This is a genomic window from Tabrizicola sp. (assembly GCF_030373185.1).
Classification (GTDB): Bacteria; Pseudomonadota; Alphaproteobacteria; order Rhodobacterales; family Rhodobacteraceae; genus Tabrizicola.
Genome location: NZ_JAUCZH010000005.1, coordinates 155,940 through 178,779 on the forward strand (window position 1 = coordinate 155,940; position 22,840 = coordinate 178,779).

Consider the following 22,840-nt stretch of genomic DNA (forward strand, 5'->3'; position numbering starts at 1 on the left):
GCCAGTCCAGAGCAGGGTTCCCGATGACCTTCAGAACACGGCATGCGCGCCGCGGTCGTCCGTCACGTCGCCGCGCAACAAGGCGGCGTAGTGATCTTCCAGACGGTCGTTGCCAAATTCCGGCGTGGCGTCGGCGTCATAGCCTGCGCCGTCCCAGACCAGCATCGATTCCGTCGCGTAGTAGCGCCCGATCCGCGCCAGACCGGCCTTTGCGGCCAGCTTTGGTGACAGACGCCCGGCCAGCGACAAGCCGGCAATGATTGCATCCATCATCGCCACCGGCACGCGCTTTATCCGCACCGGTTTGCCCGTCAGCCGCGTCAGCATCGCCGCTTGATCCAGCGGGGTGATCGCAGGCCCCGGCCCGCCGACCGGCAACACCCGGTTGCGCAGCGCCGGGTCGGTCAGGCACAGCGCCAGATAGCGCCCCAGATCGGCGTCCGAGATCGGCTTGCAGGCGGTCAGCCGACCGTCGCCGAAGACCAGAAAGGCCCGCCCGTCCCGCACCCGGGCCACCTGACCGGACAAGGATTTGAAATAGGCCGTTGGCCGGACGATCGACCAGGCAATCGGGGAGGCCTGCAATTCGGCCTCGAAGGCCAGTTTCGCCCGCTGAAACTCCAGCAGCGGTTTTTGCACGCAGATCGCGGACAGGAGCACGAATTGCCCCACCCCTGCCGTTACCGCTGCCTGCAACGCGGCGGAATGGGCGGCGTGATCCACCGCCCAGGCATCCTTGCCGTCGCCCGTCCGGCTGGCAAGGCAGGACAGGACAGTCGACGGTCCGGACTTCTGCATGGCGGTGGCAAGGTCGGCGTGGCTGGTCGCAAGCCCTTCGATGATGGTGCAGCCGGGCAGGTGGGCGGCATACGATCCCGGTCGGACCAGCACCGTCACCTTATGGCCCGCCGCCTGCAAGGCCCGCGCCGTGGCCCGGCCAATCGTGCCGGTTGCCCCCAAAAGCAGAACCCGCTGCGGGGCGTCCGTCACAGTCTTGCCGTCCCTGCCATGGCGCACCTCTCTGGCCCTTTGGGTCAGTCTAGCAGGACGGGTGCCGCCCGCCAGTCATTGCCAGACGGCACGGTCGTCGGTTCAGAACCGTTCGGCCCGCAGCACCTCGGCGTCGGTGACCCCGATCACGCCGATATGCCGCTCTACGACGGCATAGGCCGCTTCCAGCAGACCCTCCAGCCGTTCGGGGCGGATCAGGCAGACCACGGCGACCATGCCGCTACGGCCGACCTGACCGTCACGGCTCCATTCCCCGGACCGGCCGTTGCCACCCAGAACCGGCAACACCGTGAACCCGGTCACGCCCGCCTTTTCCAGTGCGGCGGTCAAGCGCCCCTCCATCGGGGCTTCGATGATGATCTCGACCCGCTTTGCCTTGTGCATCTGCATCTGTCAGCCCCCAAAAGCCTGCGCCACGGCCACCCATGCCGGAATACCGATCACCAGATTGAACGGAAAGGTCACGCCCAGCGCCAGCGTCAGATAGATGCTGGGGTTTGCGTCCGGCAGTGCCACCCGCATCGCTGCCGGAACCGCGATGTAGCTGGCTGACCCGGACAACACCATCATCAGCGCCACGCCGCCGGTGGACAGCCCCAGCGCCAGCCCCACCGCCAGCCCCATGGCTGCACCCACAACCGGCATTACCAGACCAAATGCCAGAACCCCCGGCGTCAGCACGCCCTTGGCGTTGCGCATCCCGCGCCCGGCGACAAGGCCCATGTCCAGCAGGAACAGGCACAACACACCTTGAAACGGCGCCACGATGAACGCCTCGATCCGCGCCATCCCGGGCTGGCCGGTCAAAAGCCCGATCAGGAATGACCCGACCAGCAGGACAATCGATCCGTTCAGCAGGATCTCGCGCCAGAGATCGGCATCCATCTTTTCGGCCCGCCCACCCGCCCGCGAGGCAAGGTAAAGCGCCGAGATGATCGCAGGAGCCTCCATCGCCGCAGCAACCGCAACCATGTAACCTTCGGCCGCAATCCCCGCAGCCTGAAGGACAGAGGTTCCGGTGACGAACGTCACGATGCTGATCGACCCGTAATGTGCCGCGACAGCCGCAGCATCCGTGGGGTTCAGCCGGGTCATGACCTTCAAGAGCGGGAATGCCACGAAGGGAATTGCAAAGGACAACACCACCCCGGCGACAAGTGCCGATACCAGCGTTGCGTCAAGCCCGTGGTCAGCCACCGCGACCCCGCCCTTGAAGCCGATGGCGAACAGAAGATAGATCGACATGCCCTTTGCGACCGCCTCGGGGATGGTCAGTTCGCTGCGGGCAAGGGCTGCAAACAGGCCAAGGGCAAAGCAAAGGATCATCGGGGTCAAGAGGTTGGCCCCGGCCAGCGACAGCATATCTTGCATTCTCAGCCCCCTGTTTGCGCCGATATGGCGTCTCGGTCGGAAAGCGCAACCCCTGCGCACAGCAATCCTGTTTCGTTCTTTCCCGACTCGGGGCTGCCTGCTACAGATAGCGCCATGACGCTTCACACACCCAAGATAGCGGGCAATGATGGCCGCCCGGAGATCCGCCAACTGGATGAGGCGGCGATCAACCGCATCGCGGCGGGCGAGGTGGTGGAACGTCCCGCCTCGGCGGTGAAGGAACTGGTGGAAAACGCGCTGGACGCAGGGGCCGGGCGCATCCAGATCGACATTGCCGATGGCGGCCAGACCCTGATCCGGGTCACCGACGATGGCTGCGGGATGACGCCGGAGGATCTGCCGCTGGCCCTGTCGCGCCATGCCACATCAAAGATCGACGGGTCGGACCTGCTGGATATCCGCAGCTTCGGCTTTCGGGGCGAGGCGCTGCCCTCGCTTGGCGCGGTCGGCCGGCTGACGATCACTTCGCGCAGCTTGGGCCATGATGCGGCGCAGATCGCCTGCGAAGGGGGCCGTCTGTCGCCCGTCCGACCCGCCGCGCTGACCCGTGGGACGGTGGTGGAATTGCGCGACCTTTTCTACGCCACCCCCGCGCGGCTGAAGTTCCTGCGGTCCGACCGGGCCGAAGTGCAGGCGATTGTCGATGTTGTCCGCCGTCTGGCCATGGCCGAGCCGCAGGTGGGCTTTACCCTGCGCGATGTGTCGGGGGCCGACAGCCGGCAACTGTTCCGCGCCGATCCGCAGCAGGGCGATCTGTTCGCGTCGCTGGAGGGCCGCCTGACCGGCATCCTTGGCCGCGATTTCACCGAGAATGCGCTAAGGATCGACGCGGAACGCGACGGGCTGCGGCTTCAGGGCCTTGCCGCGCTGCCCACCTATTCGCGCGGATCCTCGGCGCAGCAATACATATTCGTCAATGGCCGCCCGGTGCAGGACCGCATGCTGTATGGCGCGCTGCGGGTGGCTTATTTCGACGTCCTCAGCCGGGATCGGCACCCGGCAGCGGTGCTGAACCTGATCGCTGATCCGCAGCGGGTTGATGTGAACGTCCACCCCGCCAAGGCCGAGGTGCGGTTCCGCGAACCCGACGCGGCCCGCAGCCTGATCATCACCGCGCTGAAATCTGCGCTGACCGGGGCAGGGCATCGGGCCTCCTCCACCGTCGGGGCCGCGACGTTGCAGGCCTTCCGCCCGGTTTACCAGATGGACCGGCCCAGCCAGCCCAGCCTGTCGCGCGCCTTTGCCTTCCAGGCGCCCGACCCGATGGCGCCCAACACCTTGGGCTTTGCCGAGGCACCGCAGGCCGCCGCCTTCACCGCCGAAGACCCGGCGCAGCCCTTTGACGCGGGGGCGGCCCAGCACCCCCTCGGGGCCGCACGGGCGCAGCTGCATGAAAACTACATCGTCGCCCAGACGGCCAACGGCATTGTTATCGTCGATCAGCACGCCGCGCATGAACGCCTTGTCTATGAACGCCTGAAACGGCAAATGGCCGAGACGGGCATCCGCGCGCAGGCGCTGCTCATTCCCGAGATCGTCGAACTGTCACCCACCGATGCCGCCCGTCTGCTGGACCACGCGCCCGCGCTCGCGGCGGTGGGGCTGGGGATCGAAGCCTTTGGCGGCTCTGCCATCGCCATCCGCGAAACCCCGGCAATCCTTGGCCCGGTCAACGCCGAGGCGCTGGTGCGTGACATTCTGGATGAGCTTTCGGACGCCGGGGACAGCAACCTTGTGCAAGCGAAGATCGACGCCATCCTGTCGCGCATGTCATGCCATGGCTCGGTCCGGTCAGGCCGCCAGATGCGCCCCGAAGAAATGAACGCCCTCTTGCGCGAGATGGAGGCAACGCCCCTGTCCGGCCAGTGCAACCACGGCCGGCCGACCTATGTGGAACTGTCGCTGGCCGACATTGAACGACTGTTCGGCCGCCGATGATCACGCTTTTCGGTCAGACCTATGCGTGGAACGACCCCGAGGTGCTGATCCTCGGCGCGGTCGGGCTGATCCTGCTGGCGCTGCTCCTGCTGATCCTGCGCAGTGTCAGCCGGTCGGCCACGGCCGCCGAGCCCCTGATGCGGGAAATCGGCTGGCTGTCCAACCGGATCCAGCAGCTTGGCGACGGGCAGGAAAGGCTGGCCGGGGGCCTGCATCATGTGTCGGAAACCCAGGCCGTCAGCCAGACCGCGATGCTTCAGGTGATGGAAAACCGCCTGACCGAGGTGCAGCGCCAGATGACCGAGGCGCTGCACGGCACCTCCACCCGCACCGCGCGCAGTCTGGGTGAATTGCAGCAGCGCCTCGAAACCATCGACAAGGCGCAGGCGAATATCGAAAAGCTGTCGGGCAACGTGCTGTCCTTGCAAGACATCCTGTCGAACAAGCAGACGCGCGGCGCGTTTGGTGAAATTCAGCTCCATGACATCGTTCAAAAGGCGCTGCCCAAGGACGCCTACACGATGCAGGCTACGCTATCGAACGGCAAGCGCGCCGATTGCCTGATCCACCTGCCCAATCCGCCCGGCCCCATCGTCATCGACGCCAAGTTCCCGTTGGAGGCCTATGAGGCGATCCGCCGCGCCGACACCCCGCGCGGGGTGACCGAGGCCGCGCAAGCCATGCGCACCGCCGTCCGCGCCCATATCCGCGCCATTTCCGACCGCTACATCGTTGAAGGCGAAACGGCGGATGGGGCGCTGATGTTCCTGCCGTCCGAAGCCGTCTACGCCGAACTGCACGCCAATTTCCCCGAAATCGTCCGCGAAGGTTTTGCCGTAAAGGTCTGGATCGTGTCACCAACCACCTGCATGGCCACGCTGAACACCATGCGTGCGGTGTTGAAAGACGCCCGCATGCGCGAACAGGCGGGGGCGATCCGCAAGGAACTGGCGCTGCTTTATGCAGATGTGGACCGGCTGGGGACACGGGTTGAAAGCCTTGACCGGCACTTCGGGCAAGCCGCGAAGGATATCGAGGATATCAAGATATCCTCGGAAAAGGCGGGCAAACGCGCGCGGCGGCTGGACAACTTCGACTTCGAGGAAATTTCCCCAACTGATCCGACCCCGGTCATAGGGCCAAGGGCAGCAGAATGATCCACCTGACCCCTGCCGACTATACCCGCCAGCCGTGGAAGAATGGCCGGGGTGTAACGGTGGAACTGTGGCGGCTGGAGGAGGGCGGCCAACTTCTTGCCCGCCTTTCCCGCGCCTCTGTGGTGGAAGACGGCCCGTTTTCACTGTTCCCGGGGATTGAGCGCAGCCTGACCGTGCTGTCTGGCCCCGGTTTCCGCTTGATCGGGGCCGGCCTTGATTTTCGCTGTGAGCGGCTGGTCCCGGTGGCGTTTCCCGGTGATATCGCTCTGACGGCCACGGAAACCAACGGGCAGCAGTCCGACGACTACAACGTGATGACAGCGGGGCATCTGCCGAAACCCGATGTGCGACTGGCCCGTAGCGAAAGCCTGCCGGGTGGCGGACTGCTGGCGCTCTATGCGCTTGGTCCGGTCATGGTGAACGGGCAGGGCGTTGCGGTGGGTGATCTGGTCCTGACCGAGCGGCCAGTCACCCTTACCGGCGACTGGCCCGTGCTTGCGACAAGGTTTTTCGGTTTGCCTGAATCGTAGGCCGAGCTTCGGCCCTGCATTCAGTCAGATCCTGAACAATGGCTGTGCCAGACGCGGCAGCATCCCGCGGAACCGCAGGGGCGCATCGGTGGCGGCAAGGCAGATGCAATCCTCACCGGCCAAAGCCACCGGGGTATGCTCCAGATTCTCGTCGGCAATCTCGATGTCGCCACGGTTGAAGCGGTCGTTGTCATCCGCAAAGGCGCCTTGCAGCACCAGCGTCAGTTCCATCCCGCGGTGGCCATGATCGGGGACGGCCGTTCCTGCCGGAATATACAACAGCCGGGCCGAGGCATCGCGCCCGGTCGGCAGGATCGCCTGCTTCACCCCGCCACCGATCCGCCGCCAGCGCACCGCGTTCAGGTCTCCGCCCACATAATCCGCCAAGGGCGCAGGCAAGATGCCCGCCGGTTTCAGCGGTTCGGCGCGTGTGGCCTGCGGCAACCCCTCGATCCGGGACAGGGCCGCCTCAAGCGCGGCTTCGCCCATCGAAATCTCTTCGATCTCCTCGATCAGGGCGCCGCCAACCGCGTCAAAGGCCCCCAGCCGCGCGCGACATTCGTCGCAGAGCGACACATGGGTCGCCACAACCAGATTGAACGCCTCGGGCAACTGACCAGCCGCGTAGGCCATCAGAAGCGGGTCCGAAAGATGGTGGCGTATCGTCATTTCCGTTTCGTCCTTCACGTCATGTGGTGGCGCAGCTTTTCCAGCGCCAGCCGGATGCGAGATTTGATCGTTCCCAAAGGTAGGCCGGTTTCGGCAGCAATCTCGCTGTGCGACAAATCGCCGTAGAAAGCCCTTTCGATCAAGGCACGCTGTTTTTCAGGCAGTTGGGCCAAGGCCTGGCCCAGTCGTTCCGTATCTTGCTGGGCTTCCATGGCCTCGGCCTGATCAGGTTCAGGCTCTGGCCCCCAGTCCAGTTCTTCCGGCTCGGCGCGGCGGTCTTTCCGCAGCGCGTCGATCCGCTTGTTCCGCGCGATGGTGTAGACCCATGTCGACACCGATGCCCGCGCGGGGTCAAAAAGATGCGCCTTCTGCCACAGCGTCGCCATGACATCCTGCGCGCATTCCTCGGCCAAGGCCGCCCCCGCGCCCGACTTCATCAGGAACGCCTTCACCCTTGGGGCGAAATGGCGAAAGAGCTGGGCAAACGCCGCTCTGTCCTGACGGTCGCGCACCTGAATCAGCAGGCCCGCCCAATCCGTTCCGTCTTCCGCCTTCGCCACCAATCGATCCTTCCTGCGGGGCATCCCATTTGCAGCCACCACCACACCAGGGTGAGGGGGGCCGGATTGCTCCGTCATATCCGATCTTGTGGCGTCAAGCATCATGTCACATTTACGCGGCACGCGACTTGTTGGATCATTCTTTGGTGGGATTTGGTTCAACTGGAAAATCTGTCAAGGCATCTGTGTCAACTTCGTTTGACAGCACCTTTCTGCGTTGCCACTGTGATCTAACCGGGTGTCCGCCGCGTAAGGCAATAAAGCCCATGAAGGAAATTGCCTGAATGCCGTTCGAGACCTTGGGCTCTGCCCGCCGCCGCGTTGCCGTTATCGGAGGGGGGATTTCCGGCATGGCCGCCGCGAATTTGCTTGCCGACACTCATGCCGTCGTGCTGTTCGAGGCCGAACCCCGCCTTGGCGGCCATGCCCGCACCGTGATTGCCGGCAAGCGCAAGGATCAGCCGGTGGATACGGGGTTCATCGTCTACAACAACGTCAACTACCCGCATCTGGTGAAGCTGTTCGAAAAGCTGGCCGTCCCGACCGTGGAAAGCAGCATGAGCTTCGGGGCCTCCATCAAGGGCGGGCGGCTGGAATATGGGCTGGCTTCGGTTGACGCGATTTTTGCGCAGCGCAGGAACGCGCTTGACCCGCGCTTCCTGCGGATGCTGGGCGACATCATGCACTTCAACCGCAACGCCGAAGCCGTGGCCAATGACCCCGCCATGACGATACGCGATCTTCTGGCCCGGCTTGGCACCGGCGCGTGGTTCCGTGACCATTACATCACCCCTTTTTCCGGCGCGATCTGGTCCACCCCCACCTCCGGCATCCTTGACTTTCCGGCTCAGGCGCTGGTGCGGTTCTTCCGCAACCACGCGCTTCTGGACTTCGACGGGCAGCATCAATGGTATACCGTCAAGGGTGGGTCCATCGAATACGTGCGCCGCCTGCAAGCCGCCATGGTTGCCCAGGGCGTGGACATCCGCACCGCCACCCCGATCGCCGCTGTCCGGCGTGAGGCGGGCTCGGTCCTTGTGCGTGCGACGGGTGACGACTGGGAACTGTTCGACGATGTGATCTTTGCCACCCATTCCGACCAGAGCCTGCGCCTTCTGGCCGACGCCACCCCAGCCGAGTCCGCCAACCTTGCCGCCATCCGCTTTCAGCCAAACGAGGCGGTGCTGCATTCCGACACCAGCCTGATGCCGAAGTCACGCAAGGTCTGGTCGTCCTGGTCCTATGTTGAACCAAAGGCTGGCGCGGGCAACAAGATTGACCTGACCTACTGGATGAACTCGCTGCAACCGATCCCGCAGGATGACCCGTTGTTCGTTACCCTGAACACCTCCCGCCCGATCCGCGATGAACTGATCCATGATGTGAACACCTTCCACCATCCGGTGTTCGACGTGGCCGCCCTGGCCGCGCAGGAAACCATCCGCGCAACCAACGGCCGCCATAACACCTGGTTCGGCGGGGCATGGATGCGCAACGGGTTCCACGAAGACGGCTTCGCCTCGGCGGTCGATGTGGTCACGGCCATGGCCGAACGCCGGGTCGCACGGATCGCGGCGTGATGCAGGTCCAGCGGATCAGGTCTGAAACGTTCCATGGTCGCAAAGGCCCGGTTCGCAATGCCTTTCGCTACACGGTCGATTACATCCTGCTCGACCCCGAAAAGATGCAGGCGCCGCGCCTGTTTTCTCGCAACCGTGGCAATCTGATGTCGCTGCACGACGCTGACCATGGCGGCGCGCCGGGGCAGGGCAAGGGGGCTTCCTGGGCGCGTGAGGTGCTTGCGGCGCATGACCTTGCCGCCGACCGGCTGCTGCTTCTGGCCCAGCCCCGCCTTCTGGGCCATGTCTTCAACCCGGTCAGCTTCTGGCTCGCCTATGACCACCGCGGCCATCTCCGCGCCGTCATTGCCGAGGTGTCGAACACCTATGGCGACCGGCATTCCTACCTTTGCCACCGCGAAGACCGCGCGCCGATTACCCGCGAAGATACCATCACCGCGCAGAAGATCTTCCACGTTTCGCCGTTTCAGCCGGTCGATGGAACCTATGCCTTCCGCTTCGATATCCGGCCTGACCGGATCGGCATCTGGATCGACTATACCACTGCCACTGGCGGCCTTTTCACCAACCTGATCGGCCCGCGCGAAGCCCTGACCAGCCGGGGCATCCTCGCCTCTGCGCTGCGCCGCCCTTTCGGCTCGCGCCGGGTGCTGGCGCTGATCCACTGGCAGGCGCTGAAACTTGCGCTGAAGCGGGTTAAATTCAACACGCGGCCCACGCCGCCGGGCGAAGATGTGTCACGATGACTGCCGGGGCCAAAGGCCTGCCTGCATGGTCGCTCTTCGCGGCGCTTATTGCTACGGCGGGCCTGCCGATCTACATCCATGCGCCCAAGTTCTACGTTGACACCTACGGCGTCACCCTCGCCTCGCTCGGCTTCGTCCTTGCCGCCTTGCGCCTGATCGATGTCGTGCAAGACCCCGCGCTTGGCTGGCTGGCCGAGGCGACACGCCCCCGCCGCCGCCTCGGCGTCGCCCTCGCGGTCGCCCTTCTCACCGCCGCGATGGCCGGCCTCTTCGCCGTCACCCCGCCGATTGCGCCCCTGTGGTGGTTCGCGCTCTGCCTCACCGGCCTGTTCAGCGCGTTCTCCTTCCTGACCATATGCTTTTACGCCGAAGGGGTGGCCAAGGCCGAAACCCTCGGCCCCGGCGGCCACATCCGCCTTGCCGGATGGCGCGAAGGCGGCTCCCTCATTGGCGTCTGCCTTGCCGCCGTCGCCCCGGTGGCCCTTGCCGCAGCGACCGCCAGCCCTTTCACCGCCTTCGCAGGCATCTTCGCCGTTCTCGGCATCGCAGCCACCCTCGCCATGCGCCGCCAATGGCAGGGCCATGCGGCCGAACCCACGCCCAGCCTCATCGCCCTTTTCCGCCCCGTGCTTGGTGATCGCCTTGCCCGCCGCCTCCTTCTCATCGCGCTTTTGAACGCCACCCCCGTTGCCGTCACCTCAACCCTGTTTCTGTTCTTCGTCGAAAGCCGCCTTGGCGTGCCCGGCTGGGAAGGCCCGCTTTTGCTGCTCTTCTTCCTTTCCGCCGCCCTTTCCACCCCGGTCTGGGCCGCCCTTGCCCGCCGCCACGGCCCCCGCCCGGTGCTTTTGTCAGCGATGGTCCTTGCGATCCTTGCGTTTCTCTGGACCCTGAACCTTGGCGCGGGCGACGGCATTGCCTTCGCGGTCATCTGTGCCGCCTCCGGCGCGGCACTTGGCGCGGATCTTACGCTTTTGCCCGCAATCTTCGCCCAACGCCTTGCCCGTCTTGGCACCCGCGAGGCGGCGGCCTTCGGGCTTTGGTCCTTCGTGTCGAAGCTGTCCCTTGCCCTCGCCGCAGCCACTTTGTTGCCAACGCTTGACCTTGCGGGCTTCAAACCCGGCCCGGACAACAGCGAATCCGCCCTTTGGACCCTTACATTGATCTACGCGGCCCTGCCTTGCGTATTGAAAGTCACAGCAATCCTGCTGCTCGCCGCGACTCCGTTGCCAGACCACTCTGTTGTTCATTCCAAGGAAGCCATATCGTGACACCGATCCTTTCAGCCCTCCTCGGCGGCGTGATCATCATCATGCTTATGGCGCTTCGCAGCCGCTATGCGTCTTTTCAGGCGCAAACCCCGGCCGACTATGCTGGTCTCGGGCCGCAGTTCGACCTGCGCCAGCACCTGTCCGGGCCGATCCAGTGCGAAGGCATGATCTATGGCCCGACCGGGCGTGTCGCCTCGCGCTTCGTGGCCGACATGGAGGGGACATGGAACGGCAACATCGGCACCCTGTCCGAGGTGTTCCGTTATGACAGCGGCACCGTCCAGCACCGCGCCTGGACATTGGCACTGGGAAATTCCGGCGACATCACCGCCACCGCAGCTGATGTGGTGGGCCTTGGATCGGGCCGGGTCGAAGGCCCCGGCGTCATGCTGCGCTACCGCATCCGCCTTACGCCCGAGGCGGGGGGGCATGTGCTGGACGTGACCGACTGGATGTATCTGATGGACAACGGCACCATCATGAACCGGTCGCAGTTCCGCAAGTTCGGCATCAAGGTGGCTGAACTTGTGGCTACCATGCGCCGCGTCCCTTCTCTGGAAATGACCCCCGCCGAATGAGGGATTTCACCGGTAAACGCTATTGGCTGGTCGGCGCGTCCGAAGGCCTTGGCCTTGCACTTGCGCACAAGCTCAGCGCGGCAGGGGCCGAGGTTATCCTGTCTGCGCGCAGCGAAGACGCGCTGCAACAGGCGGTCGCCAGCCTGCCCGGCAAGGCCAGCGCCCTTTCCGTAGATGTCGGCTCCAGCGCAAGCGTTGATGCCGCCGCCGCCCGGTTGGGCGATCTTGACGGGATGGTGTTTCTGGCTGGCGTCTACTGGCCGATGCGCGCGCAGGACTGGGACGCCAAGGCCGCCGAGGCGATGGCCAATGTCAACTTCACCGGCTGCATCCGCGCGGTTGGTGCCGCCCTGCCCGGCATGGTCGCCAAGGGCCGGGGCCATGTCGTGATCACCGGTTCCTTGTCCGGCTTCCGGGGTCTGCCCGGCGCCATCGGCTACGCCGCGTCAAAGGCCGGCACCATGGTGCTGGCGGAATCGCTTTACGCTGACCTGCGCCAGACCGGGATCGCCGTGCAACTTGCCAACCCGGGCTTCATTCGCACACGGCTGACCGCGAAGAATGATTTCACCATGCCGTTCATCATGGAACCCGAGGCCGCCGCCGACATCATGTTCCGCCACATGCAATCGGGCCGTTTCAAGATCAGCTTTCCTACCGCATTCAGCTGGCTTTTCCGCGGCGGTCAGTTCTTGCCCGACTGGCTATACTACCGGATCTTCCCTCCAAAGCCCTGAAACTTTGATTAAAATTCGGCTTCCTCTCTGCGCAAATATCCCACAGGGGTCCGGGGGTGTGAAACCCCCGGCGGCCAGCAAAGGGCGGTCACGCCGACCGCAACCGCGCCATGAAGAACCCGTCCATCCCGCCACGCTCAGCCCAGTAATCCGGCCGCAACCGCAGCCCGCCCATATCGGTCCACCACGCAGGCGCCACCCCGGCAAGGTCCATCCGCTCAACACCCAGCCCCGGATGCCGCGCCAAAGCCGCTGCCAGTTGCTCCTCGCCCTCCTCGGGCAAAAGTGAGCAGGTGGCAAACACCAGCCGCCCGCCGGGACGCAGCCACCCCAAGGCGCGATCCAGAAGCTGCGTTTGCAACGCGACCAGCCCCTCTACCTCGGAGCCGTCCTTTACAAACGGCAGGTCCGGATGGCGACGCACCGTCCCGGTTGCCGAACAGGGCGCGTCCAGCAGGATCGCGTCGAAGGATGCATCCGGCTCCCAGACCAGCGCATCGGCCACCACCAGATGCGCGGCCAGCTCTGTCCGCGCCAGATTTGCAGCCACCCGCGCCATTCGTGGGCCGGAGATATCCAGCGCCGTCACCTCGGCCCCGGCGGCGGCCATCTGCAAGGTCTTGCCCCCGGGGGCCGCGCACAGGTCCAGCACCTTTTCGCCGGGCTGCGCGTCCAAAAGCCGCGCGGGCAGGGCGGCGGCGGCGTCCTGCACCCACCAGCCCCCTGCCGCATAGCCCGGCAGGGTCGAGACCTGCCCGGGCGCGGTCAACCGCAGGCTGCCGGTTGGCAAAAGCTCACCCGCGGGCGTCTCAAACCCGGCGCGCAGCGTCAGGTCAAGGGGCGGTTCGGTAGCCTGCACCGCCTCGATCGCGGTCACCACGTCACGGCCATAGGCATGCACCAGAGGTTGCCGCAGCCAGCGCGGCAGCTTTTGCGGTCCCAGCCCGTCGAAAACGGTGCCTTCCGGCACGGCGCGCAAGATGGCGTTGACCAGCCCCGACAGATGCCCGGTGCGCTTGCCCTGCCGCACCATTTCAACCGCCGCATTGACCACCCCATGCGCTGGAGCCCCTTGCGCCAGTTCCACCAAGGCCAGCCGCAAGACGTTACGCGCCGTCAGGGGCGGAGATTTCCGCAGATGTCGGTCCAGAATCCGGTCCGCCGACTCAAGATGCCGCAGCACCGCCCCTGCCAACCGCAAGGCCCGCGCGCGGTCTGCCGGTGCCAGATCAGGGCCGGCAAAGTCTGACAACATGCGGCCTTCGCCCAGCACGCCGTCCAGTATCGCCACCGCTGCTGCCCGCGCCGCCAAACCTTCGGCCATTGTCATCCCCTTGCTGCCTGCCCCGCGCGGCGTATATCACGGGAAAGCCCCTTACAAGGAAGCAGACATGGACTCTGACAATCTGCCACCTGCCGCCAAACGCGCCCTTGCCGAGGCTGAGGAACGTCGCAAGGCCGCCGAGGCCAAGGCCCCCCTGCCGCCTGAGCTTGGCGGCCGCGCCGGGCTGGAACCGGTCCGTTACGGGGATTGGGAAAAGAAAGGGCTTGCGGTCGATTTCTGACGGCACTGGTCCCGTGGGCCGGGCTTCAACCCGGCACCCGTGCCCTCAGCGCAGTCGGAAAGTCGCGGAATCGCCCGCGCCCTGATCGACAGTGAAGCGCAGCTTTTCGGCGCCCTGCGCCTCGACCAGCTGGCAGTTATAGTCGATCTCCATGCCGCTCCAGTCCATCTGGCGGCAGAAATAACCGTCCTGCCAGTTCCATGACCCGGTAATGGACCAGCCAAGGGCGCTGCCCTTGATCTGCCCATCCGGCAGGACGTTCAGGGAAAGGTTGTAAAGCCCGATCCGCAACTCCCGGTCCTGCACCAGCGACAGGAACGCGCCCTTGTCGCGCACAGCCTGAAAGTCGTTCGCAGCCGCTGCGACAGGTGCGGCAAGCATCACAATGCCTGCAATCATGCGCTTCATCACAAGCCCCCCGGAGGTCGTTTGCAGCTTATACGCTGCTGCCCGACGATTGGATGACTCGTCAGATGCCCAAGACGTCCATCATGTCATATTGCCCCGGTTTCTGCCCCTGACCCCAAAGCGCCGCCCGCAACGCGCCGCGCGCAAAGATCGCCCGGTCCGTCGCCAGATGTCGCAGCACGATCCGCTCACCCATCCCGGCAAAGATCACATCATGCTCGCCGACGATATCGCCGCCCCGGATGGCAGAAAACCCGATCGTTCCGCGTTCCCGTGCGCCGGTGATGCCGTCACGCCCCGAAGCCTTTGCCGCGTCCAGCGCCACGCCCCGGCCCGCCGCCGCCGCCTCGCCCAGCATGAGCGCTGTTCCGGAAGGCGCATCGACCTTCATCCTGTGGTGTGCCTCGACGATTTCCACATCCCAATCTGCATCCAGCGCCGCCGCGACCTTCTGCGTCAGCCGCACCAAGAGGTTCAGCCCAAGGGACATATTGCCCGCCCGCACGATCACCGCATGCCGGCTGGCCGCTTCGATCCTTGCCAGATGCTCCGCCTCCAGCCCCGTGGTGCCGATCACATGCACCGCCCGCGCCTGTGCCGCCAAAGCCGCAAATTCCACCGTGGCGGCCGGAGAGGTGAAATCCACCACCGCCTGCGCCTTGGCAAAGGCCTCCAGCGGGTCATCGGTCACGGACACCCCAATCGGTGCGCCGCCCATCGCCTCACCCACATCGCGGCCGATCCAGCCATGGCCGGCACGTTCCACGCAGCCCACCAGCCGAAGCTTGTCCGATTCTGCCGCCAGCCGGATCAGGGTCTGCCCCATCCGCCCGGATGCACCCGTCACCACGATCCCTGGAATATCGCCCATCGCGCACCTCCGTTTTGCCCCGTCCTAGCGCCTATCCGCAGCGGGCAAAAGCCCGCCGTTGCGGGCCGGGCAGAAACGGCCTACATGGGCGCCATGTCGAACAATCGCCCCTCCTCCGGCCAAGGCCCCACGCAACGCCAGCTTCGCGTCGGCGAACTTATCCGTCGCACGCTGTCGGACGTGCTGAACCGTGCCGAGATTCATGACCCCGAACTCAACGCCATGTCCATCACCGTGGGCGAGGTGTCGATGTCGAACGACCTGAAGGTCGCCACCGTCTATGTCATGCCGCTGATGGGGTCGGTCCCGGTGCAGGATGCCATCGCCGCCCTTGCCCGCAACAAGGCCGAACTGCGTCACCGGGTGGTGAAGGGCATGACGCTGAAATATGCCCCCGATCTGCGCTTTCGGCCCGACGAAACCTTCGACCGCCTTGATGAGACCCGCCGCCTCTTTGCCGACCCGGCCGTCCAGCGCGACCTCGACCCCGAAACCCCCGACGGCGACGATTGATGCTCCGCCTCGCCATCGCCCTGACGCTGGCCCCCCTCGCGACCGAGGCCGCCACCTGCCGCGATACCAGCTTCGACGGCGCCGCCTACACCCTGTGTGAGGTGTCGCTCGGCGAAGACCTGCGCCTCTTCCACTCCGGCCCCGAAGGCGCCTATGGCAGCTTCGCCCGCGTCAACGCAGCGCTTGAGGCTGAAGGCCAGACCCTCGGCTTCGCGATGAACGCCGGCATGTATCACCGCGACCTTGATCCCGTCGGCCTCTACATCGAGAACGGCACCGAAACCGCCCGCCTCATCACCAGCGACGGCCCCGGCAACTTCGGCCTCCTCCCGAACGGCGTCTTCTGCATCGGCGAGACGTTCCGCGTCATCGAAAGCCGCAGCTTCAAGGCCGAACAACCCGCCTGCCGCTTCGCCACCCAGTCCGGCCCCATGCTGGTCCTGAACGGCGAGTTGCACCCCAAGCTCCTGCCGGGCAGCGACAGCACCTATGTCCGCAATGGCGTCGGCGTGTCGGCTGACGGCACCCGCGCCGTCTTCGCGATCTCGGATGACCGGGTGAACTTCCACGCCTTCGCCCGACTCTTCCGCGACGAACTTGGCCTGTCGGATGCGCTTTATTTTGATGGCAACATCTCGCGCCTCTACGCCCCCGACCTCAACCGCCACGACGCGGGCTTTCCCATGGGGCCGATCGTCGGCACCGTCATCCCGAAAGGCTGATCCCCATGGGTCGCATCAAGAAGGGCCGCGCCGTCACTGGCTGGCTGATCGTGGACAAACCCGCCGGGGTGACCTCCACCGCTATCGTCAACAAGGTCAAATGGGCGCTTTCGGCGCAAAAGGCCGGCCATGCCGGCACGCTTGACCCCGATGCGACGGGCGTCCTCGCCGTTGCCTTGGGCGAAGCGACCAAGACCATCCCCTACATCACCGACGCGCTGAAATGCTACCGCTTCCGCGTGACACTTGGCGCGCAGACGGACACTGATGATGCCTCGGGAAAGGTCATCGCCACCAGTAACCAGCGCCCCAGCGACGCGCAGATCGAAGCTGCCCTTGGCGCCTTCCGAGGCGACATCATGCAGGTTCCGCCCCAGTATTCCGCCGTCAAGGTTGATGGCGACCGCGCCTATGATCTTGCCCGCGAAGGCGAGCAGATGGACCTCGCCGCTCGCCCACTCTGGGTCGAAAGCCTTCAGATGCTGGGTCGCCCCGATCCAGACCATGTCGATCTGGAGATGGTCTGCGGCAAGGGCGGCTACGTCCGATCCATCGCGCGCGACCTTGGCCTTGCCCTTGGCTGCCTTGGCCACGTCCAGTGGCTCCGCCGTACATGGTCTGGCCCCTTCAAGGCGGAACAGGGCGTCACGCTTGACCAGATCGACGCCGAGGCAAAGACCGAGGCGCTTGATGGCCGCCTTCTGCCCCTGGAACTCGGGCTGCAAGACCTGCCGGAATTTCCGGCTACGCCAGAAGGGGCCGCCCGACTGCGGAACGGCAATCCCGGCATGGTGATCGCCAATGCCGAATGGGGCAGCGAAGGCTGGGCCAGCCTGAACGGTCAGGCCATCGCCGTCGGCCACTATCAGGGCGGAGAACTGCACCCCTCCCGAGTGTTCAATCGCTGAACCCGAACAATTCGACTAAAATTGTGCTTCCTCTCTGCACAAATATCCCACGGGGAGCGCGAGGGGTGTGAAACCCCTCGCTTCCACGCCGGGGCAGGGCGCAGCCCCAAAAGAAAAGGCCCCGCGTCACCGCAGGGCCTTTCCGAGCTCGAAAACCTGAACCCTCAGGCCAGTGCGGCTTTCGCCTGACCGGCAATGGCGTTGAACGCATCCGGTTCATGCACGGCCAGATCGGCCAAAACCTTGCGGTCCACTTCGATCCCGGCTTTTGCCAGGCCGTTGATGAAGCGCGAATAGGTCATCTCGGCGTCGAACAGCCGGACGGCGGCGTTGATCCGCTGGATCCAGAGCGCCCGGAACGAACGCTTGCGGGCCTTGCGGTCGCGGGTCGCGTACTGGTTGGCCTTGTCGACAGCCTGAGTGGCGGTGCGGAAGTTCGTGCTGCGCGCGGCGTAATAGCCCTTGGCAGCCTTGATCACCTTGCGGTGACGGGCGTGGGTGACCACACCGGATTTGACGCGGGACATCTGGTGCTCTCCTTACCGGTCGTAGGGCATGTACTTCTTGACGATCTTGGTGTCCGCAGCGGACAGCAGCATCGTGCCGGAAGCATCGCGAATGAACTTCGTCGTGCGCTTGATCATGCCGTGCCGCTTGCCGGCAACGCCGGCCTTGGCCCGACCGGAGGCCGTGAAGCTGAAACGCTTCTTCGCCGCCGACTTGGTCTTCATCTTGGGCATTTCCATCTCCGTGGTTTCAGGCACGACTCGGCATGCCACGTAGGCCGGCCGTGCGGGTATTGAAGCCGCCCCTATAGGCGGGGCGACGGCGGGGTGCAAGGGGCTGCGTTCAGTTCAACCCACGGGAAATGACGCCAAGCATCACATCCGGCACTTCATTCAGGCTATAGCCCCCGGGCCGGGTAATCACGGCCGTGGCGATCATGCCGATGGCCACGATGACCAGGACCGCCCCGATCCGGGGTGCCGTGCTTTCAGCCCATGCAGCAAGAAGTACTGGGACCGACAGGACCGCAAGCACGATTCCGATCGTCAAAACCAGATCCGTATCCATGATACTCCCCGGCCGAATACTGCTGGCTGAAGTTTATTCCGGGTCGACCCGCGAAATCAACCGCTCGTCACAGGGTGCCACCCGCAGGATGTTGGTCGTGCCCTTTACGTTGAACGGCACACCTGCGGTGACTACAATCTGATCTTCATCGGTGGCAAAGCCGCCATCCCGGGCAGCACGAACCGCCGCGAGGACCGCGCCCTTGAACCGTTCCTGTGGCTCGGTGATCACGCAATGCGCGCCCCATGTCAGCGCCATGCGCCGCGCGGTGGACATCAGCGGCGTCAGCGCCAGAATCGGCACATGCGGCCGTTCGCGAGCAACGAGGCTTGCGGTATTGCCCGACTGGCTGAAACAGCAGATCGCCTTGATGTTGGTCGCTTCGGCAATCTCGCGCGCGGCGGCCACGATACCATCGGCAATCGATTCGCGGCGCACGACGCGGCTGGCTTCGATCACGGAACGGTAGGTCGGATCTTTCTCGACGCTCATCGCCACGTTGTTCATCGTGGTGACGGCTTCGATCGGGTATTTGCCCGCCGCCGATTCCGCCGAAAGCATCACGGCATCCGCGCCTTCATAGATGGCCGTGGCCACGTCGCTGACCTCGGCCCGGGTAGGGACCGGGGCTTCGATCATCGATTCCAGCATCTGTGTTGCCACGATCACCGGCTTGGCCGCCGCCCGCGCGCCCCGCACCAGCCGCTTCTGGATCGGTGGCACCGAATAGACCGGCAGTTCCACACCCAGATCGCCGCGCGCGACCATGATGCCGTCGGACACTTGCAGGATGGCGTCATAGGCCTTCACCGCCGCCGGTTTTTCGATCTTCGACAGGATCGCCGCGCGGCCCTTGGCAAGAACGCGCGCCTCGATCACGTCTTCGGGGCGCTGCACGAAGGACAGCGCCAACCAGTCCACGCCCAGTTCGCAGGCAAATTCCAGATCGTCCTTGTCCTTTTCCGACAGTGCCGCCACCGGCAGCACCACGTCCGGCACGTTCACGCCCTTGCGGTTGGAGATCGTGCCACCCACTGTCACAGTGCAACTGGCAAAATCCTTGCCGCAGTCTTCGACCTTCAGCCGGATCTTCCCGTCATTGATCAACAGCGAGGTGCCGGGTTCGAGCGCTGCAAAAATCTCGGGGTGCGGCAGGTTCACGCGGTTCGCGTCACCCGGGGCGGCCGACAGATCAAGCCGGAAAGCCGCGCCTTCAACCAGTTCTTCCGACGGGTTGGCAAACACGCCCACGCGCAGTTTCGGACCCTGAAGGTCGGCGAGAATGGCGATCGGGCGGCCGGTATCGGCCTCGACTTGCCGGATGATGCTGTGACGCGCACGCTGTTCGTCATGGGTGCCGTGGCTCATGTTCAGGCGGAACACGTCGGCCCCGGCCTCGAACAAGGCGCGGATCATTTCGTAGGTGCTGGACGCTGGGCCAAGCGTGGCCACAATCTTCACGTTGCGGTGACGGCGCATTGCCATCCTCCTGCTTCAAATTTCGGTTCATGTGGGCCGCGTGCCTTATGGCGCAATCCGCAGGCTGCCGCAACGCTTTCCCACCGCTCTTTGCGCCCTTGCGTGCGCACATTGCTGGCAAGCCGCAAAGATCGATCGTATGGAAGACAGGAGCGCCACCGCAGACCATGTGAAAAGGACCGGACTTGGCATTCATCATCGAAGGGCAAGATCGCCCGGGCCGCTGGCTTGTAACCTGTGACCACGCCTCGAACCGCGTGCCGGACTGGCTGAACGGCGGTGATCTTGGGATTCCTGAGGCTGACATGGCCCGCCACATCGCGTGGGATGTCGGCGCGGCGGGCGTCGCTTCGGCGCTTGGTCAGCACCTGAACAGCCCGGTGATTCTGTCGGATTTCTCGCGGCTGGTGATCGACCCGAACCGGGGTGAGGATGACCCCACCCTTGTCATGCGGCTTTATGACGGGACGATCATTCCCGCCAACCGCCATGCCGGGCCTGAAGACATCGAACGCCGTCTGGACGAGCTTTATCGCCCCTATCATTCGGCCTATGCCCGTCTTGCCGCGCTGCGCCCTGACCGGGTGATCGTGGCCATCCATTCCTTTACCCCGTCCTTGCGGGGCCGCGCGCCCCGGCCATGGCATGTGGGCGTGCTGTATTCCCATCTGGATGACCGGTTTTCGCGCCCGCTGATTGCCCGGCTGATGGCTGAGCCCGACCTTTGCATCGGTGACAACGAGCCCTATTCCGGCCACCTGCCCGGCGACGCAATCGACCGCCACGCCTTGCGCAACGGTCGTCACAACACACTTGTAGAACTCAGGAATGACCTGATCGAAACGCAGGCGCAGCAGGCCCATTGGGCGGCCCGGCTTGCCCCGATCCTGACCGAAGTGCTGGGGGGACTGTAGAATGGACGACCAAACCCGCATTGAACTGGAAGCCGCCACCTTCCGCGCCTTGGTCCATCATCTGATGGAAAAGCGCCCCGATGTGCAGAATATCGACCTGATGAACCTTGGCGGCTTTTGCCGCAACTGCCTGTCGCGCTGGTATCAGGAAGCGGCGGCGGAAAAGGGGATCGCGCTTTCCAAGGATGCGGCCCGCGAAGTGGTTTACGGCATGCCCTATGCCGACTGGGTGGCGCAGAACCAGACCGAAGCGGACGCCGCAAAGAAAGCCTCCTTCGACAAGGCTTTCGCTGAAAACGTCGGCAAGCAGGACTGACCGGGGTCGCCCCATAGGTCGGGGCCTGCCCCGGCTCTCGCCCTACACCCCGACCCAGCGCAACACGGCCACCACCGCCACGCCCAGCAGGGCGGCGGCCACGTCGCTGCCCAGAAGCAACGTCAGCCCCACCACCGCACCCAGCGCCAGCGCCTCGGCCAGACCGCCTTGCGCCAGTGACAGCGCGGTAATCCCCGCCATCACCGAAAGCGGCGTCGCCCGTAGCGCCGCCTCGATCCGGGGCGAGGCGGGCATGAACCGCATCAGCACAAATCCCAGCATCCGGCAGATCAGCGCCGCCGCCGCCATGACCAGAAGGAGTGTCGGAAAGCCATCGCTCATGCCCGGTCCCGCCACGTTGCTGCGGCAACCGCGCCGCCTGCCAGCCCCGCGCCGATCACCGCCCAGCTTGGCCCGGCCACGCTGGCAATCAGCAAGGCCGCCGCAGCGCCCACCGCAACCGGCACCAGATCGGCGCGCGCTTTGGTCATGGCCGTCGTCATCGCGGCGGCAAAGGCGGGCAGCATCAGGTCAAACCCCAGCGCCTCGGGCGCGGGCAGGATCGTCACGGCACCGGCCCCGATTGCGGTGCCCGCCAGCCAGCCCACGAACATCGGCGTGCCGGTTCCCGCCAGATAGGCCCGGTCCGCCTCACCCGCCCGGATCGCGCGCATGGTCAGCATCCAGTTGGCATCGCCCAGAAGCAGAAGGCTGCCATAGGCCTTTGGCGCGCTGACCTGCCCCAGCCACGGCTGCAAGGCTGCGCCGAACAGGAAATAGCGGGCGTTGATCACCAGGATCGTCGCAAAAAGCGCCGTCAGGGTCGCCGCCCCGGATTGCAGCAGGTTTACGGCCGCCAATTGCGCCGAGCCCGAATAGATCGCCGCACTTGTCACCACCGCGCGGCCAATGCCGAACCCCGCCTGCGCCGCAACAAGGCCAAAGCCCAGGCCATAGGCAAAGATGCTCAGGCCCAGGGGCAGCCCGTCGCGCAGACCACGGCGAAAGCCGTCAAGGGTAAACGGCGCGGCGGACATGGGTCAGATCGCGGCTTTACGCATTTCTTCCAGATAGATCTCGCGCAGGCGCACGGCCACCGGACCCGGCTTGCCAGAGCCGACGGGTTTGCCGTCCACCTCGACCACCGGCATCACGAAAATCGACGCTGCGGTCGAGAACGCCTCATCCGCCGCCTGGGCTTCGGCGGGGGTAAAGGCCCGCTCCTCGACTTCAAACTGCGCTTCGGCGGCAAAGCGCAGCACGGCGGCGCGGGTGATCCCGTGCAGGATGTCATTGCCCAACTGGCGGGTGATCATCTTGTTGCCCTTGACGATATAGGCGTTGTTCGAGGTGCCTTCGGTCACGGCCCCGGCTTCATCGGTGAACCAGCTGTCATCGACCCCTGCCTTCTTGGCCGCCATCTTGCCCATCGAGGGGTAAAGCAGTTGCACCGTCTTGATGTCCACCCGGCTCCACCGAAGATCGGGGATGGTGATGACCTTGAACCCGGTCTTCGCCGCTGGCGCGTCGGCAAGGTTGGGGATGTCTTGCGTGAAGGCCACGATGGTGCCGGGCAAGGACGGATCGGGAAACACAAAGCTGCGGTCGCCGGGATTGCCGCGCGTCACCTGCAAATAGATCATCCCCTGATCAATGCCGTTTTGCGCCACCAGTTCCCGGTGCATCGCCAGAAGCTCGGCTTCGCTGATCGGGCAAGACATCTCCAGTTCGGCCAGCGACCGGGCCAGCCGTTTCACATGGCCGTCAAAGTCGATCAGCTTGCCGTCCAGCACCGAGGTTACCTCGTAGACCCCGTCGGCCATCAGGAACCCGCGGTCGAAGATCGAGATCTTCGCCTCGGACTCTGGCAGGTAGTCGCCGTTCACATAGACGGTGCGGGTCAT

Annotated in this window: 29 protein-coding genes; 14 read left to right on the forward strand and 15 right to left on the reverse strand. The window is 65.0% G+C overall.

Features of this window, described 5'->3' with window-relative positions:
* Window positions 1–30 precede the first annotated feature (30 nt).
* The 3 genes from QUV21_RS11760 to QUV21_RS11770 form a co-directional block, all read right to left on the reverse strand.
* Window positions 31–1,017: an NAD(P)H-binding protein gene (locus QUV21_RS11760; RefSeq protein WP_300855134.1), complete on the reverse strand. Its 987-nt coding sequence runs from the start codon at window positions 1,015–1,017 to the stop codon at window positions 31–33.
* Between the two features lie 75 nt (window positions 1,018–1,092).
* A complete protein-coding gene (locus QUV21_RS11765; RefSeq protein WP_300855135.1) occupies window positions 1,093–1,401 on the reverse strand; it encodes a transcriptional regulator in 309 nt (102 codons plus the stop codon).
* A 3-nt stretch (window positions 1,402–1,404) separates the two neighbouring features.
* Entirely contained in the window at window positions 1,405–2,382 is a 978-nt protein-coding gene (locus QUV21_RS11770) for a sodium-dependent bicarbonate transport family permease (RefSeq protein ID WP_300855136.1), read from the reverse strand.
* Between the two features lie 114 nt (window positions 2,383–2,496).
* On the opposite strand from QUV21_RS11770, the gene mutL reads away from it, so the two are divergent.
* The 3 genes from mutL to QUV21_RS11785 are packed head-to-tail and all read left to right on the forward strand — an operon-like array spanning window position 2,497 to window position 6,028.
* Complete coding sequence (mutL, locus tag QUV21_RS11775) at window positions 2,497–4,341, forward strand: DNA mismatch repair endonuclease MutL (protein ID WP_300855137.1); 1,845 nt, start codon at window positions 2,497–2,499, stop codon at window positions 4,339–4,341.
* Complete coding sequence (gene rmuC / locus QUV21_RS11780) at window positions 4,338–5,498, forward strand: DNA recombination protein RmuC (RefSeq protein ID WP_300855138.1); 1,161 nt, start codon at window positions 4,338–4,340, stop codon at window positions 5,496–5,498. The genes mutL and rmuC overlap by 4 nt, the downstream gene beginning before the upstream one ends.
* Complete coding sequence (locus QUV21_RS11785; RefSeq protein WP_300855139.1) at window positions 5,495–6,028, forward strand: HutD family protein; 534 nt, start codon at window positions 5,495–5,497, stop codon at window positions 6,026–6,028. The genes rmuC and QUV21_RS11785 overlap by 4 nt, the downstream gene beginning before the upstream one ends.
* Before the next feature lie 24 nt (window positions 6,029–6,052).
* Here the strand turns inward: QUV21_RS11785 and QUV21_RS11790 are convergent, their stop codons facing one another.
* Both QUV21_RS11790 and QUV21_RS11795 read right to left on the reverse strand, forming a co-directional pair.
* Window positions 6,053–6,697 carry a ChrR family anti-sigma-E factor gene (locus QUV21_RS11790; protein WP_300855140.1) on the reverse strand — a complete coding sequence of 215 codons (645 nt, stop codon included), beginning with the start codon at window positions 6,695–6,697 and terminating at the stop codon, window positions 6,053–6,055.
* Between the two features lie 14 nt (window positions 6,698–6,711).
* Window positions 6,712–7,257 carry a sigma-70 family RNA polymerase sigma factor gene (locus QUV21_RS11795; RefSeq protein ID WP_300855141.1) on the reverse strand — a complete coding sequence of 182 codons (546 nt, stop codon included), beginning with the start codon at window positions 7,255–7,257 and terminating at the stop codon, window positions 6,712–6,714.
* A 284-nt stretch (window positions 7,258–7,541) separates the two neighbouring features.
* On the opposite strand from QUV21_RS11795, the gene QUV21_RS11800 reads away from it, so the two are divergent.
* Genes QUV21_RS11800 through QUV21_RS11820 form a run of 5 tightly spaced genes read left to right on the forward strand, consistent with a single transcriptional unit; the run spans window position 7,542 to window position 12,166 of the window.
* Window positions 7,542–8,837 (forward strand): FAD-dependent oxidoreductase, encoded by a 1,296-nt coding sequence (locus tag QUV21_RS11800; RefSeq protein ID WP_300855142.1) that lies wholly within the window; start codon window positions 7,542–7,544, stop codon window positions 8,835–8,837.
* Window positions 8,837–9,583, forward strand: a complete 747-nt coding sequence (locus QUV21_RS11805) for a DUF1365 domain-containing protein (protein ID WP_300855308.1) — start codon at window positions 8,837–8,839, stop codon at window positions 9,581–9,583. The genes QUV21_RS11800 and QUV21_RS11805 overlap by 1 nt, the downstream gene beginning before the upstream one ends.
* Window positions 9,580–10,851: an MFS transporter gene (locus QUV21_RS11810; RefSeq protein ID WP_300855143.1), complete on the forward strand. Its 1,272-nt coding sequence runs from the start codon at window positions 9,580–9,582 to the stop codon at window positions 10,849–10,851. The genes QUV21_RS11805 and QUV21_RS11810 overlap by 4 nt, the downstream gene beginning before the upstream one ends.
* Before the next feature lie 41 nt (window positions 10,852–10,892).
* Window positions 10,893–11,429, forward strand: coding sequence for a DUF3833 domain-containing protein (locus tag QUV21_RS11815; RefSeq protein WP_300855310.1), 537 nt, complete (start codon window positions 10,893–10,895; stop codon window positions 11,427–11,429).
* Window positions 11,426–12,166: an SDR family NAD(P)-dependent oxidoreductase gene (locus tag QUV21_RS11820; protein WP_300855146.1), complete on the forward strand. Its 741-nt coding sequence runs from the start codon at window positions 11,426–11,428 to the stop codon at window positions 12,164–12,166. Before QUV21_RS11815 ends, QUV21_RS11820 begins: the two co-directional genes overlap by 4 nt.
* Window positions 12,167–12,254: 88 nt before the next feature.
* Here QUV21_RS11820 and QUV21_RS11825 read toward each other — a convergent pair whose 3' ends face one another.
* The gene (locus QUV21_RS11825; protein ID WP_300855147.1) at window positions 12,255–13,490 is read right to left on the reverse strand and encodes a transcription antitermination factor NusB; all 1,236 of its coding nucleotides are present in this window, start codon (window positions 13,488–13,490) and stop codon (window positions 12,255–12,257) included.
* Between the two features lie 67 nt (window positions 13,491–13,557).
* Here QUV21_RS11825 and QUV21_RS11830 point away from each other — a divergent pair, with 67 nt between their 5' ends.
* Window positions 13,558–13,731, forward strand: coding sequence for a DUF1674 domain-containing protein (locus QUV21_RS11830; protein ID WP_300855148.1), 174 nt, complete (start codon window positions 13,558–13,560; stop codon window positions 13,729–13,731).
* A gap of 45 nt (window positions 13,732–13,776) precedes the next feature.
* On the opposite strand, the gene QUV21_RS11835 is transcribed toward QUV21_RS11830, so the two are convergent.
* Window positions 13,777–14,139 carry a dihydrodipicolinate reductase gene (locus tag QUV21_RS11835; RefSeq protein WP_300855149.1) on the reverse strand — a complete coding sequence of 121 codons (363 nt, stop codon included), beginning with the start codon at window positions 14,137–14,139 and terminating at the stop codon, window positions 13,777–13,779.
* Window positions 14,140–14,200: 61 nt separating this feature from the next.
* Complete coding sequence (dapB, locus tag QUV21_RS11840) at window positions 14,201–15,010, reverse strand: 4-hydroxy-tetrahydrodipicolinate reductase (RefSeq protein ID WP_300855151.1); 810 nt, start codon at window positions 15,008–15,010, stop codon at window positions 14,201–14,203.
* Between the two features lie 84 nt (window positions 15,011–15,094).
* On the opposite strand from dapB, the gene rbfA reads away from it, so the two are divergent.
* From rbfA to truB, 3 genes are read left to right on the forward strand one after another with little or no spacing between them, the layout of a single operon-like run.
* Window positions 15,095–15,523 (forward strand): 30S ribosome-binding factor RbfA, encoded by a 429-nt coding sequence (gene rbfA / locus QUV21_RS11845; RefSeq protein WP_300855152.1) that lies wholly within the window; start codon window positions 15,095–15,097, stop codon window positions 15,521–15,523.
* The gene (locus tag QUV21_RS11850; RefSeq protein WP_300855153.1) at window positions 15,523–16,245 is read left to right on the forward strand and encodes a phosphodiester glycosidase family protein; all 723 of its coding nucleotides are present in this window, start codon (window positions 15,523–15,525) and stop codon (window positions 16,243–16,245) included. Before rbfA ends, QUV21_RS11850 begins: the two co-directional genes overlap by 1 nt.
* A gap of 5 nt (window positions 16,246–16,250) precedes the next feature.
* On the forward strand, window positions 16,251–17,153 hold the full coding sequence (truB, locus tag QUV21_RS11855; RefSeq protein WP_300855155.1) for a tRNA pseudouridine(55) synthase TruB: 903 nt from the start codon (window positions 16,251–16,253) through the stop codon (window positions 17,151–17,153).
* A 164-nt stretch (window positions 17,154–17,317) separates the two neighbouring features.
* Here truB and rplT read toward each other — a convergent pair whose 3' ends face one another.
* The 4 genes from rplT to pyk form a co-directional block, all read right to left on the reverse strand.
* A complete protein-coding gene (gene rplT / locus QUV21_RS11860) occupies window positions 17,318–17,680 on the reverse strand; it encodes a 50S ribosomal protein L20 (protein WP_300855157.1) in 363 nt (120 codons plus the stop codon).
* A gap of 12 nt (window positions 17,681–17,692) precedes the next feature.
* The gene (gene rpmI, locus QUV21_RS11865) at window positions 17,693–17,893 is read right to left on the reverse strand and encodes a 50S ribosomal protein L35 (protein ID WP_300855159.1); all 201 of its coding nucleotides are present in this window, start codon (window positions 17,891–17,893) and stop codon (window positions 17,693–17,695) included.
* 109 nt (window positions 17,894–18,002) lie between these two features.
* Window positions 18,003–18,227, reverse strand: a complete 225-nt coding sequence (locus QUV21_RS11870; protein WP_300855160.1) for a hypothetical protein — start codon at window positions 18,225–18,227, stop codon at window positions 18,003–18,005.
* A 33-nt stretch (window positions 18,228–18,260) separates the two neighbouring features.
* A complete protein-coding gene (gene pyk / locus QUV21_RS11875; protein ID WP_300855162.1) occupies window positions 18,261–19,706 on the reverse strand; it encodes a pyruvate kinase in 1,446 nt (481 codons plus the stop codon).
* Between the two features lie 185 nt (window positions 19,707–19,891).
* Between pyk and QUV21_RS11880 the strand changes: the two genes are divergently transcribed.
* A complete protein-coding gene (locus QUV21_RS11880) occupies window positions 19,892–20,620 on the forward strand; it encodes an N-formylglutamate amidohydrolase (protein WP_300855163.1) in 729 nt (242 codons plus the stop codon).
* A 1-nt stretch (window position 20,621) separates the two neighbouring features.
* Window positions 20,622–20,936 carry a DUF1244 domain-containing protein gene (locus QUV21_RS11885; RefSeq protein ID WP_300855164.1) on the forward strand — a complete coding sequence of 105 codons (315 nt, stop codon included), beginning with the start codon at window positions 20,622–20,624 and terminating at the stop codon, window positions 20,934–20,936.
* A gap of 42 nt (window positions 20,937–20,978) precedes the next feature.
* Here QUV21_RS11885 and QUV21_RS11890 read toward each other — a convergent pair whose 3' ends face one another.
* The 3 genes from QUV21_RS11890 to QUV21_RS11900 are packed head-to-tail and all read right to left on the reverse strand — an operon-like array spanning window position 20,979 to window position 22,840.
* Window positions 20,979–21,278, reverse strand: a complete 300-nt coding sequence (locus tag QUV21_RS11890) for an AzlD domain-containing protein (RefSeq protein ID WP_300855165.1) — start codon at window positions 21,276–21,278, stop codon at window positions 20,979–20,981.
* A complete protein-coding gene (locus tag QUV21_RS11895; RefSeq protein WP_300855166.1) occupies window positions 21,275–21,973 on the reverse strand; it encodes an AzlC family ABC transporter permease in 699 nt (232 codons plus the stop codon). Before QUV21_RS11895 ends, QUV21_RS11890 begins: the two co-directional genes overlap by 4 nt.
* 3 nt (window positions 21,974–21,976) lie before the next feature.
* Window positions 21,977–22,840 carry a D-amino-acid transaminase gene (locus QUV21_RS11900; protein WP_300855168.1) on the reverse strand — a complete coding sequence of 288 codons (864 nt, stop codon included), beginning with the start codon at window positions 22,838–22,840 and terminating at the stop codon, window positions 21,977–21,979.

Excerpts from the sequence above, each read along its gene's own strand:
- QUV21_RS11765 (WP_300855135.1), bottom strand. The coding sequence starts at position 1,401 with ATGCAGATGCACAAGGCAAAGCGGGTCGAGATCATCATCGAAGCCCCG.
- QUV21_RS11770 (WP_300855136.1), bottom strand. The coding sequence starts at position 2,382 with ATGCAAGATATGCTGTCGCTGGCCGGGGCCAACCTCTTGACCCCGATG.
- mutL (WP_300855137.1), top strand. The coding sequence starts at position 2,497 with ATGACGCTTCACACACCCAAGATAGCGGGCAATGATGGCCGCCCGGAG.
- rmuC (WP_300855138.1), top strand. The coding sequence starts at position 4,338 with ATGATCACGCTTTTCGGTCAGACCTATGCGTGGAACGACCCCGAGGTG.
- QUV21_RS11785 (WP_300855139.1), top strand. The coding sequence starts at position 5,495 with ATGATCCACCTGACCCCTGCCGACTATACCCGCCAGCCGTGGAAGAAT.
- QUV21_RS11790 (WP_300855140.1), bottom strand. The coding sequence starts at position 6,697 with ATGACGATACGCCACCATCTTTCGGACCCGCTTCTGATGGCCTACGCG.
- QUV21_RS11800 (WP_300855142.1), top strand. The coding sequence starts at position 7,542 with ATGCCGTTCGAGACCTTGGGCTCTGCCCGCCGCCGCGTTGCCGTTATC.
- QUV21_RS11805 (WP_300855308.1), top strand. The coding sequence starts at position 8,837 with ATGCAGGTCCAGCGGATCAGGTCTGAAACGTTCCATGGTCGCAAAGGC.
- QUV21_RS11810 (WP_300855143.1), top strand. The coding sequence starts at position 9,580 with ATGACTGCCGGGGCCAAAGGCCTGCCTGCATGGTCGCTCTTCGCGGCG.
- QUV21_RS11815 (WP_300855310.1), top strand. The coding sequence starts at position 10,893 with ATGCTTATGGCGCTTCGCAGCCGCTATGCGTCTTTTCAGGCGCAAACC.
- QUV21_RS11820 (WP_300855146.1), top strand. The coding sequence starts at position 11,426 with ATGAGGGATTTCACCGGTAAACGCTATTGGCTGGTCGGCGCGTCCGAA.
- QUV21_RS11825 (WP_300855147.1), bottom strand. The coding sequence starts at position 13,490 with ATGGCCGAAGGTTTGGCGGCGCGGGCAGCAGCGGTGGCGATACTGGAC.
- QUV21_RS11830 (WP_300855148.1), top strand. The coding sequence starts at position 13,558 with ATGGACTCTGACAATCTGCCACCTGCCGCCAAACGCGCCCTTGCCGAG.
- QUV21_RS11835 (WP_300855149.1), bottom strand. The coding sequence starts at position 14,139 with ATGAAGCGCATGATTGCAGGCATTGTGATGCTTGCCGCACCTGTCGCA.
- dapB (WP_300855151.1), bottom strand. The coding sequence starts at position 15,010 with ATGGGCGATATTCCAGGGATCGTGGTGACGGGTGCATCCGGGCGGATG.
- rbfA (WP_300855152.1), top strand. The coding sequence starts at position 15,095 with ATGGGCGCCATGTCGAACAATCGCCCCTCCTCCGGCCAAGGCCCCACG.
- QUV21_RS11850 (WP_300855153.1), top strand. The coding sequence starts at position 15,523 with ATGCTCCGCCTCGCCATCGCCCTGACGCTGGCCCCCCTCGCGACCGAG.
- truB (WP_300855155.1), top strand. The coding sequence starts at position 16,251 with ATGGGTCGCATCAAGAAGGGCCGCGCCGTCACTGGCTGGCTGATCGTG.
- rplT (WP_300855157.1), bottom strand. The coding sequence starts at position 17,680 with ATGTCCCGCGTCAAATCCGGTGTGGTCACCCACGCCCGTCACCGCAAG.
- rpmI (WP_300855159.1), bottom strand. The coding sequence starts at position 17,893 with ATGCCCAAGATGAAGACCAAGTCGGCGGCGAAGAAGCGTTTCAGCTTC.
- QUV21_RS11870 (WP_300855160.1), bottom strand. The coding sequence starts at position 18,227 with ATGGATACGGATCTGGTTTTGACGATCGGAATCGTGCTTGCGGTCCTG.
- pyk (WP_300855162.1), bottom strand. The coding sequence starts at position 19,706 with ATGCGCCGTCACCGCAACGTGAAGATTGTGGCCACGCTTGGCCCAGCG.
- QUV21_RS11885 (WP_300855164.1), top strand. The coding sequence starts at position 20,622 with ATGGACGACCAAACCCGCATTGAACTGGAAGCCGCCACCTTCCGCGCC.
- QUV21_RS11890 (WP_300855165.1), bottom strand. The coding sequence starts at position 21,278 with ATGAGCGATGGCTTTCCGACACTCCTTCTGGTCATGGCGGCGGCGGCG.
- QUV21_RS11895 (WP_300855166.1), bottom strand. The coding sequence starts at position 21,973 with ATGTCCGCCGCGCCGTTTACCCTTGACGGCTTTCGCCGTGGTCTGCGC.
- QUV21_RS11900 (WP_300855168.1), bottom strand. The coding sequence starts at position 22,840 with ATGACCCGCACCGTCTATGTGAACGGCGACTACCTGCCAGAGTCCGAG.